The 19,012-nt window shown below is 69.7% G+C and carries 16 protein-coding genes; 5 read left to right on the plus strand and 11 right to left on the minus strand.

All coding sequences use genetic code 11. From position 1 onward, the window contains the following. The first annotated feature begins 65 nt into the window (after nucleotides 1-65). The gene (locus tag KY501_RS20885; RefSeq protein ID WP_224364971.1) at nucleotides 66-4,079 is read left to right on the plus strand and encodes a serine/threonine-protein kinase; all 4,014 of its coding nucleotides are present in this window, start codon (nucleotides 66-68) and stop codon (nucleotides 4,077-4,079) included. On the opposite strand, the gene KY501_RS20890 is transcribed toward KY501_RS20885, so the two are convergent. Both KY501_RS20890 and KY501_RS20895 read right to left on the minus strand, forming a co-directional pair. Beyond that, nucleotides 4,060-5,859, minus strand: coding sequence for an OPT/YSL family transporter (locus KY501_RS20890; protein ID WP_224364972.1), 1,800 nt, complete (start codon nucleotides 5,857-5,859; stop codon nucleotides 4,060-4,062). The two genes, KY501_RS20885 and KY501_RS20890, sit on opposite strands and share 20 nt — an antisense overlap. Beyond that, nucleotides 5,856-8,132 (minus strand): serine histidine kinase EspA, encoded by a 2,277-nt coding sequence (locus KY501_RS20895; protein ID WP_224364973.1) that lies wholly within the window; start codon nucleotides 8,130-8,132, stop codon nucleotides 5,856-5,858. Before KY501_RS20895 ends, KY501_RS20890 begins: the two co-directional genes overlap by 4 nt. A gap of 223 nt (nucleotides 8,133-8,355) precedes the next feature. On the opposite strand from KY501_RS20895, the gene KY501_RS20900 reads away from it, so the two are divergent. Both KY501_RS20900 and KY501_RS20905 read left to right on the plus strand, forming a co-directional pair. Beyond that, nucleotides 8,356-9,762 carry a serine/threonine-protein kinase gene (locus tag KY501_RS20900; RefSeq protein ID WP_224364974.1) on the plus strand — a complete coding sequence of 469 codons (1,407 nt, stop codon included), beginning with the start codon at nucleotides 8,356-8,358 and terminating at the stop codon, nucleotides 9,760-9,762. Nucleotides 9,763-10,012: 250 nt separating this feature from the next. Beyond that, nucleotides 10,013-11,017 carry a hypothetical protein gene (locus tag KY501_RS20905; RefSeq protein ID WP_224364975.1) on the plus strand — a complete coding sequence of 335 codons (1,005 nt, stop codon included), beginning with the start codon at nucleotides 10,013-10,015 and terminating at the stop codon, nucleotides 11,015-11,017. A gap of 27 nt (nucleotides 11,018-11,044) precedes the next feature. Here the strand turns inward: KY501_RS20905 and KY501_RS20910 are convergent, their stop codons facing one another. The 3 genes from KY501_RS20910 to KY501_RS20920 all read right to left on the minus strand — a co-directional run bounded on the left by KY501_RS20910 (nucleotide 11,045) and on the right by KY501_RS20920 (nucleotide 13,787). Then, nucleotides 11,045-11,788 (minus strand): YqjF family protein, encoded by a 744-nt coding sequence (locus KY501_RS20910; protein ID WP_224364976.1) that lies wholly within the window; start codon nucleotides 11,786-11,788, stop codon nucleotides 11,045-11,047. After that, nucleotides 11,775-13,052, minus strand: coding sequence for a two-component system sensor histidine kinase NtrB (locus KY501_RS20915; RefSeq protein ID WP_224364977.1), 1,278 nt, complete (start codon nucleotides 13,050-13,052; stop codon nucleotides 11,775-11,777). Before KY501_RS20915 ends, KY501_RS20910 begins: the two co-directional genes overlap by 14 nt. Nucleotides 13,053-13,532: 480 nt before the next feature. After that, the gene (locus KY501_RS20920) at nucleotides 13,533-13,787 is read right to left on the minus strand and encodes a hypothetical protein (RefSeq protein ID WP_224364978.1); all 255 of its coding nucleotides are present in this window, start codon (nucleotides 13,785-13,787) and stop codon (nucleotides 13,533-13,535) included. Here KY501_RS20920 and KY501_RS20925 point away from each other — a divergent pair. Next, complete coding sequence (locus KY501_RS20925) at nucleotides 13,786-14,085, plus strand: hypothetical protein (protein ID WP_224364979.1); 300 nt, start codon at nucleotides 13,786-13,788, stop codon at nucleotides 14,083-14,085. The genes KY501_RS20920 and KY501_RS20925 overlap by 2 nt on opposite strands. On the opposite strand, the gene KY501_RS20930 is transcribed toward KY501_RS20925, so the two are convergent. Further along, on the minus strand, nucleotides 14,062-14,346 hold the full coding sequence (locus KY501_RS20930; protein ID WP_224364980.1) for a hypothetical protein: 285 nt from the start codon (nucleotides 14,344-14,346) through the stop codon (nucleotides 14,062-14,064). The genes KY501_RS20925 and KY501_RS20930 overlap by 24 nt on opposite strands. 225 nt (nucleotides 14,347-14,571) lie before the next feature. Continuing rightward, entirely contained in the window at nucleotides 14,572-15,279 is a 708-nt protein-coding gene (locus KY501_RS20935; RefSeq protein WP_224364981.1) for a 2OG-Fe(II) oxygenase, read from the minus strand. A gap of 112 nt (nucleotides 15,280-15,391) precedes the next feature. Here KY501_RS20935 and KY501_RS20940 point away from each other — a divergent pair, with 112 nt between their 5' ends. Beyond that, a complete protein-coding gene (locus tag KY501_RS20940; protein WP_224364982.1) occupies nucleotides 15,392-16,189 on the plus strand; it encodes a tetratricopeptide repeat protein in 798 nt (265 codons plus the stop codon). Between the two features lie 20 nt (nucleotides 16,190-16,209). Here the strand turns inward: KY501_RS20940 and KY501_RS20945 are convergent, their stop codons facing one another. From KY501_RS20945 to KY501_RS20960, 4 genes are read right to left on the minus strand one after another with little or no spacing between them, the layout of a single operon-like run. Then, on the minus strand, nucleotides 16,210-17,118 hold the full coding sequence (locus KY501_RS20945; protein WP_224364983.1) for a MerR family transcriptional regulator: 909 nt from the start codon (nucleotides 17,116-17,118) through the stop codon (nucleotides 16,210-16,212). Continuing rightward, nucleotides 17,111-17,992 (minus strand): MerR family transcriptional regulator, encoded by an 882-nt coding sequence (locus tag KY501_RS20950; protein ID WP_224364984.1) that lies wholly within the window; start codon nucleotides 17,990-17,992, stop codon nucleotides 17,111-17,113. The genes KY501_RS20945 and KY501_RS20950 overlap by 8 nt, the downstream gene beginning before the upstream one ends. Beyond that, complete coding sequence (locus KY501_RS20955; RefSeq protein WP_224364985.1) at nucleotides 17,989-18,666, minus strand: lysophospholipid acyltransferase family protein; 678 nt, start codon at nucleotides 18,664-18,666, stop codon at nucleotides 17,989-17,991. The genes KY501_RS20950 and KY501_RS20955 overlap by 4 nt, the downstream gene beginning before the upstream one ends. Continuing rightward, the gene (locus KY501_RS20960) at nucleotides 18,663-19,010 is read right to left on the minus strand and encodes a lycopene cyclase domain-containing protein (RefSeq protein WP_309242982.1); all 348 of its coding nucleotides are present in this window, start codon (nucleotides 19,008-19,010) and stop codon (nucleotides 18,663-18,665) included. The genes KY501_RS20955 and KY501_RS20960 overlap by 4 nt, the downstream gene beginning before the upstream one ends. Nucleotides 19,011-19,012 lie beyond the last annotated feature (2 nt).

Here is a 19,012-nt window from a genome sequence, read left to right on the forward strand (position 1 = left end):
CCCCCCGCGGCCTGAGCGGCCCCCCATGATGGAAGCCACCGGGCCGGACACGTAGAGTCAGCAGCGTGCCTCGCTGTCTGACATGCGGGCGGCGCTGGGAGGGGTCTCACACCCAGTGTTCCCTGGGGACTTCCCCCACGGAAGCTGTCGCTGCGCCGCCCGAGAGCTCCGCGGTCCCGGAGCTCCTTCTCTCCGGCTACCAGGCCGAGCGCCTCATCGCGCGCGGTGGCTTTGGCACGGTGCTGGCGGGGCGCCGCCTCTCGGACGGACTGCCGGTGGCCATCAAGGTGGCCCATGCCGGCAATGCCGTCGCCCAGGAGCAACTCCAGCGCGAGACCCGGACCCTGCGCACCATCGGGGCGCCCACGGTGCCCGCGGTGTACGCGGAGGGAACGCTGGAAGGGGGCAACCGGTACGTGGTGATGGAGTTCATCGCCCTGCCCACGCTGGCCTCGCGCCTGGCGCAGCTCTCGGGGCCGATGCCGCGCGAGGAGTTCTCTCTGCGCTCGCGCTCGATCGCCGAGGCGCTCGACCTGCTGCACACCCAGGGCTTCGCGCACTGCGACCTCACCCCCGAGAACCTCTTCTTGGACGACACGGCCTCGCGCGTGCGCATCGTCGACTTCGGGCTGTCCCGCGCGCTGGCCATGCCCGACGCCTTCAACGTGCCTCGCCCGGCGGAGGGGAACACCTACGCGGGGACGGCCGAGTACATGGCTCCCGAGCAGTGCGCGGGCTCTCCCACGCTGGACGCGCGCACGGATGTGTATGCGCTGGGCGTGCTGCTGTACGAGATGCTCACCGGCCGGACGCCCTTCTTCGGCGTGCAGACGGACGTCCTCCAGGCCCACCTCTCGCGGCGCCCCACGCCTCCGTCGGAGCTGGCATCCGTCCCTCCGCTGCTGGAGGCGCTCATCCTCCAGTGCCTGGCGAAGGAGCGCTTCCGGCGCTTCGACAGCGTGGCCATCGCGCGCGGTGCGCTGCGAGAGGCGCTCGCCGAGGCGAAGCCCGTGGAGGAACCTCCCGCGCGCGCTCCTTCGTCCACGGAGTCCTCGCGGGCGCCGCAGACGCGCCGCTCGGTGGCGGTGCTGCTCTTCACCACCCAGGCCAACCCGCTCTCCATCCAGAAGGTGTTGACGGGGCTCGGGGGGCAGGTGGCCTACCGGGACGGCGCGCGCTTCGCGGGGGTGTTCGATCCCAACGCCGGAGAGAACCCGGTGCAGCGGGCCATCCAGGCCGCCGAGGAGCTGGAGGAGCAGCGGCTCGTCTCCACCGCGCTCATCGACGTGGCCACCGTCACCGTGCAGCAGCGCCCGGGGGCTCCGGCGCGCTACCTCGGCGGCATCTTCACCCGGAAGGAGCGCTACCCGGCGGCCCAGGACACCATCCCCCTGCTGCTCACCCCGGCGGCGGCGGATGCCGTGCCCCACGTGCGCTGCATCACCCTGCCCGAGCGAGGCCTGCTGCGGCTGAGCACTCCCGAGGTGGAGCCGCGCAAGGACGTCACCGTGCTGCGGCTGGGCAGCAGCGTGCTGGTGGGCCGGGACGAGGAGCTGCAGGGGCTCTGGGAGAGCGCGCGAGGCGCGGTGGAGGGCCGGGCGCCCACGCTGACGACCGTGCTCGGAGAGCGGGGACACGGCAAGAGCCACTTCGGCGCTGCGCTCGCTCGAAGGCTGAAGGAGGGCATGCCCCGAGCGCGGGTCCACCTGGTCCGCGCGCGCGAGCCGGTGCAGGGAGATCCCTCCAGCACCCTGCGCATGCTGTTGCGGCAGGGGCTTCACGGCTTCGAGCGCGAGGTGACGGACAGCGGGGAGGAGGGCCGCAAGCTCTTCTTCGAGCGGCTGGGGACAGAGCTCGCCACGGAGTTGTGGCCGGGAGTGGCCGCCACGCTGGGCTGGTCCGGGCTGGACAGTCCAGAGTTGCAGAGCCGGGCCGCGGCGCCTGGAGCGCTGCGCTCACTGGCGTTGCGAGCAGCGGGAGAGCTGCTGGCCTCGATCGCCCGGGAACGGCCCCTGTGCCTGCTGCTGGATGACGCGCACTTCGCGGACGAGACGGCGCTGGATGCGCTGGAGTACGCGTGTCTGGCCGAGGCCGAGGTGCCGCTCTGGGTGTGCGTGCTGGCGCGGCCGGAGTTCGAGCGCAGCCGGCCCTCGTGGGGCATGCGCGCGGCGCACCGGGCCACGGTCACCCTGGCGCAACTGGCTCCTGGGGATGCGCAGGCGCTGTGCCGACTCCTGCTGCGCCCGGTGGAGAATGTCCCCTCGCAGGCGGTGGAGCGCATCGTCGAGCGGGCGCGGCGCGTGCCGCTCTTCCTGGTGGAGCTGGTGCGAGCCCTCAAGCGCCAGGGGCTGGTGCGCCAGCGGGGCCCGGGAGGGAGCTGGTACCTCGTCACGGACGAGCTGGACACCGTCCCGGAGCTGCGCCTGGTGGAGTGGCTGGCGGAGCGGGAGCTGAACATGCTGCCTCCGGCGCTGGCGGCGCACGCGCGCCTGTGCGCGCTGCTGGGCTCGGACTTCACGGAGAGCTCGGCCGATGGCGTGGTGCACGAGCTGGAACGAGAGGGGGGCGCCAGTGGGTTCCCGCTGGATCCCCACCACGCGACGCTCCGGCTGCTGGAGCAGGGGCTGCTGGTGGAGCACCGGCACGAAGCGCTGAGCTTCCGCAACGAGCTGGTGCGAGAGGCCGTGGCGCGCACACTGCCCGAGGCCGAGCGGGCCCGCCTCCACCGCGCGGCCTTCCGCTTCTTCGAGAGCCGCCGCGCCGCCCACGAGAAACAGCAACTGCCACGTCTGGCCTTCCACGCCGCGACGGCGGGGATGCGCGAGGAGGCGCTGGCGCTCTACCTGGATCTGGCGGAGTCGGCCCGAGGCCGCCACGCATACCTGGACGCGGAGACGCTCTACTCGCGTGCGCTGGGGCTGTTGGATCCGGCCGACGAGCTGAGAGGGCTCACGCTGTTCCGAGGGCGAGGCCTCATGCGCTATCGCATCGGCCGGTATGACGACTCGCTGGCGGACTTCACCCGCGCGCGGGAGCTGGCTCGGAAGGTGGGAGACACGCGCGTCGAGGTGGAGGTGCTGCTGGACGAGGCGATGGCGCTGGACTGGGTGAACGACTACACGCGCTCGGAGGCGTGCGTGCAGGAGGCGCGAGCGCTGGCGGTGAAGGTGTCCTCCTCCTATGTACAGACGCGGCTGCTGCTGGGGGTGGGGCGCAGCTGGTTCCGGCAGGGTCAGTGGGAGGAGGCCTGTCCTCCGCTGGAGGCGGCGGCGGATCGCGCGTTGACGCTGGGGGACGCGGGGTACGAGACGCGGGTGGTGGCGCAGCTGCTGCTGGCGGTCATCCTGCCGAACCTGGGGCGAATCTCCGAAGCGGAGGCGGTGCTGGAGGATGTGATTGCCGCGTGCACGAAGCGCGGCGATCAGTTCCACCTGGGCGGGGCGATCAACAACCGCCGCAACCTCTGGGTGGCGCGCAAGGACCTGACGAGCGCGATCAAGGACCAGGAGCGCTTCATGCACCTGGGGCGCGAGCTGGGAGTGGTGGGCTGGGAGTACTTCGCCGAGCACAACCTGGGAGAGCTCTACTACCAGGCGGGAGACACGGCCTCGGCCGCGCCGCACATCGCGCGAGCCATCGAGTTGGAGCGGCAGCACGTGGAGGTGGCCGCGAGGCCGTGGGCGCTGCTGCTGCACGCGCGAGTGCTGGCCTGGGAGGGCCAGTTCATCCGGGCCCGGGAGCGACTCGGGCAGGTGCGCGAGGCACTGGCACAGCGCCGGCACCCCGTGGGGCTGAGCCCCTCCGAGGAGGTGCTCTTCGTCATGGTGGAGCTGACCACGCGAGAGGCGGCACCGGAGGCATGGCGGCAGCTCCAGGAGCGCTCCGCGGAGGTCTCCGTGGAGCAGGAGCCGCTGGAGGTGCTGGAGATGATGGGGATGGCGGCGCTGCGGCGAGGCGATCGCGCGGAGGCCATCCGCATCCTCGAGGACGCCATGCAGCGGGCCGCCCGGATCCCCAACGTGATGGAGGGACGACTGCGCCGGATGTTGGACCGAGCCCTCACCCAGACCGCTGGATGAAGCCCAGCGCCAGGAGCGCCGCGATGGCCAGGCCCATGAGGGACTCTCCCGCGATGGCACCTGCTCCGAGCGCGGAGGCGTGCTGAGTCGCCCCATCGGGCCGCACGCGGCGCGCGATCGCGACCAGCAGGGCCCCCGTGGCAATCGTCACCGAGTAGTGCGCCGGCATCAGGAACCCCATGCCCATCGCCACCGCCGAGGGCACGAACCGCTCCAGCCGCCCACGCGCCAGGAGCGTCAATCCGGCCCCTACGCAGAAGCCAATCCACGCCGCCTCCGAGGCATGCGCGGGCAACCCTGAGAACCCGCGAGTGGACAGCTCCGCCAAAGCCACGAACTGGTGCGCCGAGGGCACGGGCAGCGCCTCGCTCCCCACGCCATACGCCTTCATCAACAGCACATAGGCCGGCACGCCCACCGCCGCCCCGATGATGACCCCCAGCAACTGCGCCAGGAGCTGGTGCTGCGGCTTCGTCCCCAGCACGTGCCCCGTCTTCAGAGACCAGAGGCTCACACCCGTCTGCGCCACCGCGCCCGCCGTCACCGAGCCCACCGCCACATTGAGCCCCCGGGGCCCGGGAAACAGCGTGCCGGAGACCACCTGGGTGATCTGCCCCATCTGGCTCACCGGAGAGATGTCCGTCTGCCCCGCCGCGCGCGCGCACACCGCGCACAGCGGCAGCAGCAACGCCAGCGCCAGCAGCGTGTGGAGCATCGGCAGCTCGAACACCCCGTGCCCCAACACCAACACCACCGCCCCCGACGCCAGCGCGACCCCCAGGGCCCAGCGTCCCACGCCCCCACTCCCGCTCCGCACCGCCCGCAGATCCTTCACCGCCTTCACCAAGGAGCGCGCCTGCGCCGCCAACGCCACCACCGCGGCCCCCAGCATCAACCCCACGCCGGGCCAGGTGAGCCACTCGACGAACTGCTCATAACCCGCGTTCGTCGCCACCGCCCCCGTGCTCACGAGCCTGGGAGCGATTCCACCCCAGGCCAGCACCGCCCCCAGCAGCATGCTCAGCCCCATGGGCAGCCCGACCATCATGCCGATCGCCAACAGCATGGGGTTCCACCCGAGCCCCCACGTGAAGTTCGACGCAGGCAGCCCCGCCAGCTTCCCCGGCATGGCCGTGACCGACGGCACCCATCCCGTCACATCCCTCAGCCACGTCATCCCCATGGACACCAGCCCCGAGCTCAACAGCACCCGCGCGCGCCCCGGCTGTGTCGCCCGCCCCTTCTGGTGCATGGCGGTAATCACTTCCGCGGTGGCCACCCCCGTGGGGAACGGCAGGGCCTCGTCCACCAGCAACCGCCGCCGCAACAGGTACGCCGCCAGCACGCCCAGCACGCCCAGTGCCGCGCCCCAGGCCACCACGCCCCACGCGGGAACGGTGATATCCATCAGCGCCAGCGCCGGCAGCGAGCCCAGCAACCCCGCGGCAGCCGGCATGGCCCCCACGGCGCTCGCCGCCGTCTGCACCAGGTTGTTCTCCTGCGCGGTGGGCGCCGTACCCCAGCGCCGCCCCAGCGCCGACAGGCCGCTGAAGCCCAGCACCGCCGCGCTGATGGAACCGCTTTCCCACCAACCCGTCTTCATCCCCATGTACACGTTGGAGACGGCCAGCAGCGCTCCGATGATGCAACCTCCCACCAACGCCCGGGGCGTGAACTCTCCACCCGAAGCCACCAACCCCGGAGCCGGGACAAACACCACAGGCTGCGCGGAGGGGACCTCCAGAGCCGAGGATTCCAAGGGCCCCGAGGGCACACTCATCGTTGAGACTCCACGGCGCGCCGCGTCACCAACATTCTCAACTCCTCCAGGTTCAACGGCTTCTCGAGCTTCGGGTTGGGCACGCTCTGCAGGAAGGACACCGCCCGTGGCGTGAACGCCCCTCCCGTCATGAACACCACCCGCCCGGCCACTTCCGGCGACGCCCGCTCCAGCTCCCCGTACAGATCCATGCCCGTCATCCCCGGCATCATGACATCGCAGAGGATGACATCGAAGCCGCGATCCTGCGACAGCAGCGCCAGCGCATCCCGCGCGTTGGTCGCCGTGGACACCTCGTGCTCGGAGCCCAGGGCCCGCTGCAGGGCCAGCGTCACGTTCGGCTCGTCATCCACCACCAGGATGCGGGCCCGCCGCGCCCCCAGCCCGGGATCGATCAGCCGAGCATTCGGACGGGTGACGGGCTCGGCCTCCGGCCCCATGGCCCGCAGCACCACCCGGAACGTGCTGCCCTTGCCCGGCATGCTCTCCGCGGTGATGGTGCCCTTCATGGACTCGATGATGCCGTGGCACACCGAGAGCCCCAGCCCCGTCCCCTCGCCAATGGGCTTCGTGGTGAAGAACGGATCGAACGCCCGCGACAGCACCTCCGGCGTCATCCCCAGGCCCGTATCGCGCACCTCCACCGCCACCTTGCCCGGCCCCTGAATCCGCAGCCGCACCGCCACCTCGTGCCGATCGGCCGGCTCGCCCTCGGGGATGGCCTGCGCCGCGTTGAGCAACAGGTTGAGGAACACCTGGCACAGCCGCGACTCGTTGGCCTCCACCAGCGGCACGTGGTCGAACTCCAGCACCAGCCGCGCGCGGTGGCGCAGCATGTTGTCCGCCATCTTGCACGCCAGCTCCACCGCCCGCCGCACGTCCACCGGCCCCAGCCGCGCATCCTGCTCGCCGCGCGCGAACGTCTTCAGGTCCTGCACGATGCCGGCGATGCGCTCGGCGCCCTGCGTCGTCTCCTGGACCAGCTGCTCCAGCGGCTCCACGGTCCCCGGCGGCGAGACGGCATCCAACCGCTCCAACGCCACGCGGATGAGGTGCAGGTTGACCAGCATGTACGCCAGCGGGTTGTTGATCTCGTGCGCCACGCCCGCGCCCAGCGTGCCCACCGAGGCCAGCCGGTCCGCCATCACCAGGCGTGCCTGCAGGTTCTTCCGCTCGGTGATGTCGCGGTGGACCATGATGAAGGCAATCGTGCGCCCCTCCGAGTCCCGCAGCGGCATGGCCACCGACTCGCACGCGCACACCGAGCCGTCCCGCCGCTCGAAGCGCACCTCTCCCGTCCAGCGGTCCGCCTGGTCCAGCGCGGTGAGGATGTTCGCCGTGAGGATGTCCGTCTGCCCCGGGTTCAGCACCGAGAACAGCGTGTGCCCCAGCGCCTCGTTCTTCGCGCGCCCGAACATCCGCTCCGCGCTCGGGTTCAGGTCCACGATGCGGCCCGACAAGTCGGTGATCAGCACCGCGTCGTAGAAGCTCTCGAACAGCAGGGCCTGGCGGCGCAGCTCCTGCTCGGCCTGCTTGCGCGCGGTGATGTCCATCACCGTGCCGGTGATGCGCGCGGGCACGCCGCCCATGTCGCTGAGCACGTCACCCTTGCAGGACAGCCACCGGTAACCGCTGCCCGCGGGCTCGATGCGGTACTCCAGTTCCACCTGGATGCGCTTCTCCAGCGCCTGTGCCAGCACCTCCCGCACGCGAGACAGGTCCGCCGGGTGCACCACCTCTTTCAGGTCCATCGCCCGGCCCGACAACTTGCCCACCGGCAGGCCGAGCAGCCGGTCCACATGCTCGGACCACGTCACCACGCCCGTGGACGCGTTCCAGTCCCAGATGCCCACGCGCGCGGCCGACAGCGCCTGGCGCAACTGCTCCTCGCGCGGCTCGAGCTGGTCGCGGACGGAGAAGCGGAACACCGTGCCGGTGCCAATCTGCAGCCGGTCTCCCTCCCGCAGCTCCGTCGTGGTGACGGACACCCCGTTGAGGTACGTGCCGTTGGTCGACCCCAGGTCCGTCACGTGGCAGGAGCCCTCCGCCGTGCGGACAATCCTCGCGTGCCGGCGAGACACCCCATGGTCATCGATGCGGATGTCCGCCTCGGAGCCGCGCCCCAGCACGTATTCGCCCTGCCCCAACGGGAAGGCCTTGCCGATGGAGGCCGGCATCGCCGTGCTGATCAGGATGAGGCAAGCCCCCGTCGCAGCCGACGGTGGCGCCAGTGGCACCCCCGCACATGTCGTCACATCATCCAGAGTCGTCATGGGCACTCGTCCCCCCTGTGCAATCAGGGAAATCCCACCAGCCTTGCCGCCCTATCGTCCAACCTACCGCGTCTGTTGCAGAAGCGAGAATTCACCAACAAACAGGGCCTCCGCCAACCGGGAAGAGCGCTGCTCGATCGCCGACACTCGCTCGTACCAGGAGTGTGCCCCAGCCGAGGACAATTTCTCGCATGCGACGGAGCAGGTAGTTAGCGTGTAGACCATGGGGGATTCCGACGACACCTATCGCATCCAAGGGGGAAAACCCCAGGTCCCCTGGAATACGGGAACTGGCACCGCCAAGACGGCCGAGGGCCCCCAGTACGTTCTCGCCGGAGAGTACCTCCTCAAGCGGCTGATTGCCTCCGGGGGGCACGGCAGCGTATACGAGGGTGAGCATCGCATCCTCGGGCGGCGTGCGGCGGTGAAGGTGCTGCATTCCCACCTGGCGGACCAGGGGGAGATGTTGCAGCGCTTCGTGCGCGAGGCGCGCATCGTCAACCAGATCCGCCACCCCCACATGGTGGACGTGTACGACTTCGGGATGATGCCCGACGGCAGCCCCTACTACGTGATGGAGCTGCTGGAGGGACGCACGCTCAGCCAGCTCATCCACGAGCGCGGCAGGATGTCGGCCGAGCGAGCGCTCGCCTACCTGGAGCCCGTATGTGACGCCCTGGAGGCGGCCCACCGCGCCGGCATCGTCCACCGGGATTTGAAGGCCAGCAACGTGATGGTGGTGGAGGACGGGGAGCAGCCCCGGGTGAAGCTGCTGGACTTCGGCATCGCCAAGGTCATCGAGCCGCCCACGGGCCAGGTGGGGCTGACGGTGGCCGGCCAGCGGCTGGGCACCGCGTTCGCCATGGCGCCCGAGCAGCTGCGCGACGGGCCCATCTCTCCGGCCACGGACGTGTACGCGCTGGGCGTGCTGCTGTTCCAGCTGGTGACGGGGCACTACCCGTTCCACTCCAAGGATCGGCTGGAGCTGGAGCGGTTGCACTTGGAAGCTCCGCCCCCGCGGGCGAGCGCCTCCGCGCCGGTATCCCCGGCGGTGGACGCGGTGGTGCTGCGCTGCCTGGAGAAGGATGCCGCGAGCCGCTTCCCGGGCACCCTCACCTTCCTCGCCGCGCTCCGGGAGGCCGTGCAGGACGTGGGGCCCACGGGCCCGCGAGGCACGCTGCGCCAGGCGCTCACCGTGCATGCCGAGGTGGAGCTCGCCGAGGACGGCCAGGAAGAGGAGATGGTGCACGCCGTGCTGGCCGAGGTGCTCGACTGCCTGGAGCAGGAGCTGCGCGCCACCGGCTTCTCCCTGGCGCTGCAGACGGGCACGGCGCTGCTGGGCGTGCGGCTGCTGGAGAGTGCCCATCCCCTGCCTCTCGAGGAATCCCAGCGGCTGCTCGAGTCGCTCCGGGAGCTGCGCCGGAGCACCGAGTCCCTGGCCGCCACCGTGGGGGCCCACGTCCATCTCTGTGTCCACGTGGGCGCCGTGGAAGTGCGCGGAGAAGACGCGTCGCTCGAGGTGCTGGGCGGGCCTGTCACGGAACTCGCCACCTGGGTGGTCCGGGTGCCGAACGGGCTACACCTCTCGCCGAGCGCAGGACAGCTATTGGGCGTTCCTGTCTCGGGTTGAGCCAATTCCCTGGCTCACCTGTCTCGGGCTCGCGCAATGCGTGAGCCAAACTGAATCACAAACATACACACCGAGGGCGAACTGTCAGACTCTGACTGAAGGCCCGGTGTTGTTTTTGAGAGTTATTGGACTGGCGCTCTTCCAGCGAGACAGCTAAAATCATTTTTAGCGGTATTATTCTGACTCACTGTAACTGTCGGATTCACCGCGGCCGTGCTCCACACGGCCCTCTCCCGCGGGGGGTAGTGCCATGAAGACGATGTCCTCCATTGTTTCCTCTGGCCACTCGTTACAGCAGCGCAGCATTTGTGGAGCAGCATGGTTCCTGGCACTGGCCATGTGCCTGAGCGGGACCGTGGGATGTGGGATGGCGGAGGAGGGCTCCGGCGAGGGCGCGGAGCTGGAGTCGCGGGGCGCCGCGCTGGATACGGACGACGAGCTGGACACGCCGGCGATGGACGGGCTCTCGGTGAATGGCTTGTCTGTGAATGGGCTCTCCGTCAACGGCCTGTCTGTCAATGGGCTCTCCGTCAACGGCCTGTCTGTCAATGGGCTGCTGACGGCGACCTTCAAGACGTGGTTCGAGGAGGATCCGGAGCTGCGCGGGAGCGTGATGAAGTACGTGGTGCAGTGCGCGGTGCCGAGCGGTCAGACGCGCACGTATACGAGCCTGGCCACGGGCCGCACCTATACGTGGAAGGGCCTGTTCGGGCTGGCGCCGCGCTGGAGCTCGGGGTACCCGGCCACGATCGCCGAGCAGCAGATCATCACCGCGTGCCTGGCGGCGCACGCCAACAAGTTCGGGATGCACATCTCCATCTCCGTGCTGGGCAAGAGCGCGCAGGGCACCCCCATCGGGTACACCGCCTCGGAGCTGACGAAGTACTCCGAGACGGAGGCGTGCTTCTTCGGCAACACGTTCCGGGACGAGGGCATCTTCGCGGCCAATGACCGCAACGCGCTGCGCTCCTGGGAGAGCAGCCCGCGCGCGTGCGGCCTGTCGGCGTGGGACCAGAGCACCGACTGCGCGCCCATCGCCCACGTGGGCTCGTGCAAGGACTTCTGCACGCTGGACCCGACGGGGACCTTCTACACGCAGTGCACGTACAACGGCGTGTCGTACCTGCCCATCACCACGCGCATGCTGCCGGCGGACATCTACTCGTGCGGTGACGGGGTGTGCCAGTTCACCGAGAGCTGCGGCACGGGCACCACGTACAACAACTGCGAGAGCGACTGCGGCCGGTGCCGCTGAGCCGGCGGGCACTGCCCCCCAGAGGCCTCAGAGGCGCGTGAGCCCGAACACGTCCACGTCCACGCCCTCGGAGAAGTGGACCAGGGGCGGGACCTGGGGGCGGGTGAGCCCCGCCGCCGCCAGCAGCGACTCGTCCAGCCCCTGCACCTCCACGCCTCGCACCGGGTAGGGCGTGTGGTGCACCTGGCCTCGCCACAGCGAGCCCCCGTGCAGGGTGTAGAGGTAGTAGCGCTCCACCAGGAAGTGCTGCAGCGTTCCGGGCTTGGAGACGGCGGCCTCTCCCTTCGGTGAGCAGCGCACGGCGCACCGGGCCGGCACCGGCGTGGGCCAGAGCCGCTCCGAGCTGTAGGAGATCCACGCGCCCTCGTACTCCAGCCTCATGCGGGCGAAGTGGTACGGCAGCTTGAACCAGGCGCGCGCCAGCTTCACGGCGATGCGGTTGGCCGCGTCCAGGCTGAAGAACCACACCCCGGGCTCCTGCCCCTCGCGGTGCACGTACGTGCGCACGTTCGTCTCGTGGAAGTTCGACAGCGGAGAGAACGCCGGCAGCCCCGCGGGGCGCACCCCCTTCATGGTGAAGGGCACCAGCCCCACCAGCACCCGGTCCTCGTATGTGTCGAGGGTCAATCCTGGGGGCACCAGCGGCGCCACCACCTCGGCGGGGAACTCCCAGTGCAGGAAGAGCAGCGTCCGCCAGCGCTGGTACATGACGGGCTGCCCGTTCGGGCGCAGCGTCGGGGCAATGCGATCGATCGTGTCACCCTTCGCCATGGGGGCTCCCGACCGGCAGGGGGGCGCCGGGGGTCGTCGTGGGGTCTCCCACGGGGAGGAACACCTTGAAGGAGGTACCGCGGCCCGGCTCGCTCTCCACCGTGATGCGGCCGCCCAGCGAGGCCACGATGCCGCGGCAGATGGACAGCCCCAGCCCCGTCCCCACCCCCACGGGCTTGGTGGTGAAGAACGGGTCGAACAGCCGGTGCAGGTTCTCCGGAGGAATGCCCACGCCGGTGTCCTTCACCTCCACCACCACCTGCTCGCGGCCCTCGCGCCACGTGGTGAGCCGCACCTCGTGCTGCTTGGCGTCCGCGCCCTCGGGGATGGCCTGCGCCGCGTTGATGATCAGGTTGAGGAACAGCTGCCCCAGCCGGGACTCGCTGGCGTAGATGGCGGGCACCTCGCCATAGCGCTTCACCAGCTGCGCGCGGTGTCGGAGCTGGCTGCGGGCGATGTTCCCGCACAAGTCCAGCACCGTGTGCACGTTCACCGGCGAGCGCTTGCCGTCATCCCCGCGCGCGAATGTCCGCAAGTCCCGGACGATCTCGCTGACCCGATCGCCTCCCTCCTGCGTCTCCTGCAGCGCTTCCTGGATCTCCTTGAGCCGCTCGCGCGTCTTGTCGTCCACCTCCTCCACCAGCGCCTGCAGCTCGTCGCGCACGAAGCGCACGTTGCTCAGCATGAAGGACAGCGGATTGTTGATCTCATGCGCCACGCCCGCCGCCAGCGAGCCGATGGCCGCCATCCGGTCAGCCGTCTGCAGCTTCTCGCGCAGGTGCTTGCGCTCGGTGATGTCCCGGACGATCGACACCCGGGCGGGCTGGCCGTCGAAGACCAGCGGGAACGTCACCACCTCGCCCAGCACCAGCCTCCCCTCGCGGTGCACCCAGTGGATCTCCTCGACGCCCTGCTCGTCCCCCGGGTGCGTGAGCATGTCCGACTCGCCCGAGTGGATCAGCTCCACCAGCGGGCGGCCCCGCAGCTCGTCCGCGCGCGCGTAGCCCAGCAGCGAGGAGGCCGCAGGGTTGTGAAAGACGATCTTCCCACCGCGGTGGATGAAGAGCGCATCCGGCGAGCGCTCCACCAACGTCTGGAAGCGCTCCTCGTTCTCGCGCAATTGCCGGCGGCCTCGCTCCACCTGCTCCGTCAGGGCCCGCGCATCCACCTCCAGCTGCTCGATGCGCTTCCGCGACACGAAGTAGACGGCCAGCCCCGCGGCCCCCGCCATCCCCAACAGCAGAAGCAGCAGCAGGGTGCTCATCGCGTCACCCGAAGCCACGACGTAAAGCCGAGCAGGCGTTCGAACCCCGCCTCTCGCCCTGGCTCCCTCGATGTCCGCGGCGCACGAGCGTCACACGCCCGCATCTGCGCCAGGAGCACGATCACGCTGCCCCCTCCTCTTCCCATCATCCCTTTGGGTCCGATACAATTCCACTACAATTTCACAGATACATGCAACAAATCAGACTCACCCGCTGGAACGAACCCATGATCCCTCAAATGGATCCCAGTAGCGCCCAGGCTACACCGCTCTCGTGAGGATCCGAGCCGGGATTCGTACGGCGAGGGGAGTTCGAAGGTGAAGAGAGACCCGGCGACCCGGGGCGTCACAGGGCGACGTGGCGCTCGAAGCGAGGAACGCCTCAGCCAGCCCGTGAAATCCAGCGTGTGGCACCTCGTGTCCCAAGAGGAGCAGTGGCCGGAAGCCAGGCCGCTCCACCTCGGGGTCCACGATGGGGGACTACTTGCGGCCCGTCTTCTTCGGCGTGACGGGCGGAGGGGGCCGCTCCGCCGCGAGCTTCAGCTCGTCTCGCTCGCGGGACACCTCGGCGAGGCTGTCCTCCAAGTCACTTGCCTTCGCCTTCAGGGTCTTGTTCTCCGCGCGCAGCACCCTCACCTCCGCGCGCAGCGAGTCTGTCTCCGTGCGCAGCGAACTGGCCTCGGCGCGCACCTGCCTCAACTCCTTGGAGGGGCCACACGCGGCGAGCACTCCCATGACCAGCACTCCAGCAACCACCCGGGTCTTCATCGATATCCAGCTCCTTGCAGGCTCGAACCAGGGAGCGTCCCTGGAGACACCTGCCTTCAATGCCTCCAGGCAAGGCTCGTGCCCGGCCGTCGCCTGCTCGGAGGTGCGCGCCGCGCGCCGAGCCACCCTCGCAAGACGCCAGACCGCCCAGGCGAGTTGCCACACCTCCACGCTCGCGGCCCGCATCGAGCCCCTCACCGAGCCCCTCCAGGACCGGGAGGAGGCCTCGGCCGCCGGCACGCTACTTCCGGGCCGCGGTGCCTGACGGGGCGCTCGTCTTCTTCGCGGGCGCCGCGGCGGGAGCGGGCGCAGGAGCGGGCTTTGCCGCCGCCGCGAGCTTCAGTTGATCACGCTCGTGGCGGAGGTTTTGAAGGCTTCCCTCCAGGTCGCTGACCCGGGTCTTCAACTTCGCGTTCTCCTGCTGCAGTGCGTCCACCTGCTCTCGAGCATGCTCCAGTTCCTGCGAGGGCCCGCAGGCGACCAGAGGAACCACCGCGAACACCAGGGCTGCCATCCACGCCTTCATCTGTCTTCAACCTCCTGACAGGCCCGAGCCGAAGGCCACCTCCGGGCTCGGCCTGCACACGAGGAGCAAGAGCAAGGTGCGTGCCTCTCGCGACTCCCTGGGGGAGCCTCGCGTGAGCGCGCCACCATCGTGGCAGGACGCCATGCCTCCCAGGTGCATTGCCATGCCTGGAAGCCCAGGAGGGCAGCCACCTGGCGCCTTGCGCCCGCGCCCGGCGGCCCTGCCTCAGGCCGGAGGTGCGGCGCGGTAGATGGACTCGGCGCGGTGGAAGAGGACCCACGAGGTGATGATGTACTTGTCGCCTGAGACGGGCTGGTTGCCACGGTGGGTGTGGGTGAAGCCCGCCGGGAAGATGAGCATGCGGCCCTGCTTCGACTCGACCTTGCGCTGCTGGTAGTAGAACTCCGTCTCGCCGCCCTCGGTCACGTCGTTCAGGTAGAACTGGAAGGCCAGCACCCGGTGCAGCTGCTCGCAGTTGGCGTCCTTCGGGTAGATCTCCGAGTGCCAGTGCGGATAGCCGCTCGAGCCCTTCAGGTACTTCTGCACGTTGAGGACGCCATAGCGGTAGAAGCCGCCGATGAGCGTGTCCAGGAGCGGCTCCCCCACCTGCGCGAAGTTCTGCTCGTTGAGCGTCACCATCTGGCCCGTCTTCGGATCCTTCACGGCGGGTGAGATGGCGCCAATCAGCGTGTAGAGGTACTTGCGCAGGTAGGCCCGCAGCGGCGGGAAGGTCTTGTCCAGCAGCAGCCGGAGGGTGGGTTCCCATCCGGGCACGTGGTTGAGCGTCAGGTCGTAGCTGTCCTTCTTGGTGACATCCACGCCGTGGCCGATGCGGCCCCGGTGCACGTGGGGGCTCTGCTCGAACCGCTGGAGGATATCCTCGCAGAGTGCGGGCTCCAGGACGCCGTCGTGGACCTCGATGAAGTCTGTCATGTCGGAAGAGGGGCAGGGGATGGAGCCGCCGGCTGATTATATAGTGGCGCGCCCCCCTCGAACGACCCACCGGTGTCCCGGTGGCGCTCGGGTGGGGACGAGGTCACCCGAGATGCGTCGTCTCTTGATTCTTTGGGCCGCCCTGGCCCTGCTCGAAGGCTGCTCGCGCCAGGAGAAGGCCCCCGCGGCCTCCCCCGTGGACGCGGGCTCCGCCTTGAGCAAGCCCGAGCCCCTTCCCACGCTGCCGGAGACGCCTCCGCAGCCGCCGCCCATCCCCGAGCGGGCGATGGAGTTGCACGCCCAGGGCCGCAAGCAAGCGAGTGCCGGCCAATACGACGAGGCGCTCAAGTCGTACCAGCAGGCGCGCGAGGAGGCCCCCAACTGGCCCATCCCCCTCTACGACATCGGCCTCACCTACCTGCACCTGAAGGACAACGCGAAGGCGCTGGAGACGTACGAGCAGTTGGACACACAGGCTCCTCAGGGCGTCTCCGACAGCAAGCGCATGCTCGACAGCCTCCGCCGGGAGAAGGACGGCCGCGTGCCTCCGGGGACGCTGGGGGAGTTCGTCGAGGTGATGCAGCTGCGAGAGCCGGCGGAGATCCGGCAGCGTTTGGAGGCGCTGAGCAAGAAGGCTCCCAACTTCGTGCCCGCATGGCAGGAGCTCGCCATGTCCTCGGATAAGTCCGAGGAGTCCGAGCGGCTGAGCAACAAGGCGCTGTCACTGGAGCCGGATGCCGAGACACGGGGAGAGCTGCTCGTCTTCCAAGCCACCTGGCAATGGAGGCGGGGAGAGAAGGCGACCGCCCGCAAGCAGCTCCAGGCGCTGCTGGACGATCCCGCCACGCCGCCGAGCGTTGCCCTCAAGGCGCGAGAGCTGCTCAACACGCCCGAGAACGTGACACCCTGAACCGGGGTGCGACTCGAGGCTCAGCCGCCCTGCGGCTTCAGCTCGGCGGCCCAATCCTCCATGGAGCTGATGGAGCGCACCTTCCAGCGCGTACACACCTCGCGGTGCGTCCTGGCTGCCGCGCCGCCGACCCAGATGGAGACTCCCGAGGGGAGGGCCTGGAGCACCCGTGTCAGGGTCTCCTCGAACGTCGCGGAGCCCAGATCCGTCACGGCTGAGAGCCCCACCAGATCCGGCCTCAGCTCCGCCACCAGCCGTCCGAGATCCGCCACGGGCACTCGCTGCCCCAGCAGCGTCACCCGGAACCCCGCGTGCCGCAGCCGCAGCGCCGCGCCCAGCAGGCCAATCTCGTGCTCCTCGTCCGGGAAGCACGCCAGCACCGCGTGCCGTGCGCCCTCGTTGCCCGGCGAGGCGTGCAGCAGGCTCATCACCCGGGCCCGCACCACCTGGGACACCAGGTGCTCCTGCACCACCGTCAGCCGGCCCGCGTGCCAGCGGTCCCCCACCTCGCACTGCACCGGCACCAGCACCTCGTCGAAGGCCTTGAGCGGTGGCAGCGCCGCCAGCACCTCGTCCAGCACGGCCGACACCCTCGCCTGATCATGGCTCTGGGCGGCTGCGAGGATCGCCCCCCGCCACGACTCCAGGCTCGACGGGGTCACCTCGACCGCCAGCGAGGGAGTGCTCCCGGCCAGCTCCTCCTGGAGCCGGGGCAGCAGCTTCACCGCATCGCTGATGGACACGCCCTCCTCGGTGAGCTGCTTGAGCCGCTTGAGCAGCGCCACATCCTGGTCCGTGTACACGCGGTAGCCCGAGGGCGTGCGCTCAGGCCGCAACACGCCATAGCGGCGCTCCCATGCGCGGATGAGCTCCACGCGGACCCCCGACAGCTCCGCGGCGATGTGGATGCGGTAGGTGCGCTCAGCCATTCACGGGAGCTCGAGTCCGGTTCAGGGAACCGCGAGCCATCTGCCACAAGGCCATGAGCTCATCGGCGGACTCAGCATACTGCGCGCCCAGCGAAAAAATGGTCCTCAGATGCTCGCGGGCTCCCGTCCCCCCCACCACTACGGGAATGGAACCGCACGCATGGAGCACCTCGGTCAACACCGCCACCATCTCCTCCGGCTCGCGGCTGCGCACGAAGGAGAGCGCCACCAACTCCGGTACAAGCTGGACACACGCGCTGTGAAGTGCCTCGGAGGGAGTGTCCGCGCCCAGCACCGTCACACGCCAACCGCGGCGTCTGAGCTGCAGCCCCAGCGCCAGCAGACCGCCCTCGTGGTGGTCCTTGGGCGGGCACGCGAGCAGCACCCGGGGCCCCTCGCCTCGAGTCTTCTCCGTGTCCAGCAAGAGTCGGAGCCGCTGGCGGATGAGCGCCGAGGCCATGTGCTCCCGAGCGATGTCCAGCCGCAGCCCCATCTCCCGGAGCAGCGGCAGCAGGAGGCCATTGCAGTAGACCTCCACCTCCATGGAGGCCTGGGCCTCGTCCAGCACGCGCCGGGCGGCTTCCTCGTCCAGCACCATGACGGCGGACCAGAAGCGATCGGCGAAGCGCTCGTCCTTGGGCAGCGCCTGCACGGGCGTGGCCTTCACCTGGGCGATGGCCTCGCTCACCGAGAGGCCCTCCGCGATGAGCTTCGCCACGCGGCGGATGTTCTCCACCTCCTCGCGCGAGTAGGAGCGATAGTTGTTGTTCTCGCTGCGGTTCGGCCGCGGGAAGCCGTAGCGGCGCTCCCAGGCGCGCAGCGTGGCCTCGCGGATGCCCGTCAGCCGGGCGATGGTGCGGATGCGAAGGGTCATGTCTCCAGCCCCCTCACCGTATCCCATCGCTCCGCCACTCCACTGCCTCCTCTCACCACGCGCGTGAAGCCCTCCAGGCTCGTGGCCTCCGCCACCCGCCGCACCACCGTGTCGAGTCCCTCTTGGAATACCTCCATCGGACCCGGAGGGTGCGGTGTACCTACCTCTACCAGCACATCCGGCCGCTCGTGCTCGAAGAAGGCGTAGCGCAGCGCCACCGGCACGCACTCGCGCTTCCCGGCCCGCGCCAGCAACTCCACGCCGCGCTGGAGCCGCAGCGGCAGCACCCCGAAGGGCCGCAGCTCTCCCTCCGGGAAGAGGCCCACCACGGCCCGAGGCCTCCGCAGCAGCTCGCGCGCATGGCGCAGCGACTCGAGCGAGGAGGCAGGGTCTCCCGGCCGGATGCTGAAGGCGCCGATGCGGGCCAGGAAGCGGTAGCGCCTCAGGTTCTTCTCCTCCATGAGGCAGTACGCATCCCAGCCGGCCGCCTGCCCGAGCTGGTGCAGGATGAAGCCATCCCACCAGTTCGAGTGGTTCATATAGACGAGCCGGGCCTCCTCCCCCGCGGGCAGCGCGCCGCGCACCCAGAGGCCTCGGAAGGCGGACCGGAACTTCCAGCCCACGTACCGATCCAACAGCCACCCGAGGGGGCCTCCCTTGGCCGCGCGAATCACGGCGCCCGGACCTCCTTCGGGCCCAGCAGCGCGGTGAACAGCGCCAGCCCGAGCGAGACCAGGAGGCTCGTCAGCACGAAGAACAGCACCTCCTCCAGGGGCACCGCGCCCACGTACACGCCCAGGTGCTTGCCCTCACCGAAGTTCCAGATGCCCGCCGAGATGGCCAGGTGGTCGGCCACGGCCAGGTAGCCGCCGACGAGGAAGGCCGGGGGCAACACGGCTCGCAGCACTGCCCCCGTGCGCCGTCTGTAGTGCTGGGCCAGCGCCAGCAACTGCAAGAGGATGAGGGGCACCGTCCAGATCAACAGGTGGGCGAGGTAGGCCCAGCGTGACTCCAGCAACT

Source organism: Hyalangium versicolor, from assembly GCF_020103695.1.
Classification (GTDB): Bacteria; Myxococcota; Myxococcia; order Myxococcales; family Myxococcaceae; genus Hyalangium; species Hyalangium versicolor.

What these genes read in the sequence shown, in the direction of transcription:
- KY501_RS20890 (WP_224364972.1), bottom strand. Translation starts at nt 5,859, where the DNA reads ATGAGTGTGCCCTCGGGGCCCTTGGAATCCTCGGCTCTGGAGGTCCCC.
- KY501_RS20895 (WP_224364973.1), bottom strand. Translation starts at nt 8,132, where the DNA reads ATGACGACTCTGGATGATGTGACGACATGTGCGGGGGTGCCACTGGCG.
- KY501_RS20900 (WP_224364974.1), top strand. Translation starts at nt 8,356, where the DNA reads ATGGGGGATTCCGACGACACCTATCGCATCCAAGGGGGAAAACCCCAG.
- KY501_RS20905 (WP_224364975.1), top strand. Translation starts at nt 10,013, where the DNA reads ATGAAGACGATGTCCTCCATTGTTTCCTCTGGCCACTCGTTACAGCAG.
- KY501_RS20910 (WP_224364976.1), bottom strand. Translation starts at nt 11,788, where the DNA reads ATGGCGAAGGGTGACACGATCGATCGCATTGCCCCGACGCTGCGCCCG.
- KY501_RS20915 (WP_224364977.1), bottom strand. Translation starts at nt 13,052, where the DNA reads ATGAGCACCCTGCTGCTGCTTCTGCTGTTGGGGATGGCGGGGGCCGCG.
- KY501_RS20925 (WP_224364979.1), top strand. Translation starts at nt 13,786, where the DNA reads ATGACCAGCACTCCAGCAACCACCCGGGTCTTCATCGATATCCAGCTC.
- KY501_RS20920 (WP_224364978.1), bottom strand. Translation starts at nt 13,787, where the DNA reads ATGGGAGTGCTCGCCGCGTGTGGCCCCTCCAAGGAGTTGAGGCAGGTG.
- KY501_RS20930 (WP_224364980.1), bottom strand. Translation starts at nt 14,346, where the DNA reads ATGAAGGCGTGGATGGCAGCCCTGGTGTTCGCGGTGGTTCCTCTGGTC.
- KY501_RS20935 (WP_224364981.1), bottom strand. Translation starts at nt 15,279, where the DNA reads ATGACAGACTTCATCGAGGTCCACGACGGCGTCCTGGAGCCCGCACTC.
- KY501_RS20940 (WP_224364982.1), top strand. Translation starts at nt 15,392, where the DNA reads ATGCGTCGTCTCTTGATTCTTTGGGCCGCCCTGGCCCTGCTCGAAGGC.
- KY501_RS20945 (WP_224364983.1), bottom strand. Translation starts at nt 17,118, where the DNA reads ATGGCTGAGCGCACCTACCGCATCCACATCGCCGCGGAGCTGTCGGGG.
- KY501_RS20950 (WP_224364984.1), bottom strand. Translation starts at nt 17,992, where the DNA reads ATGACCCTTCGCATCCGCACCATCGCCCGGCTGACGGGCATCCGCGAG.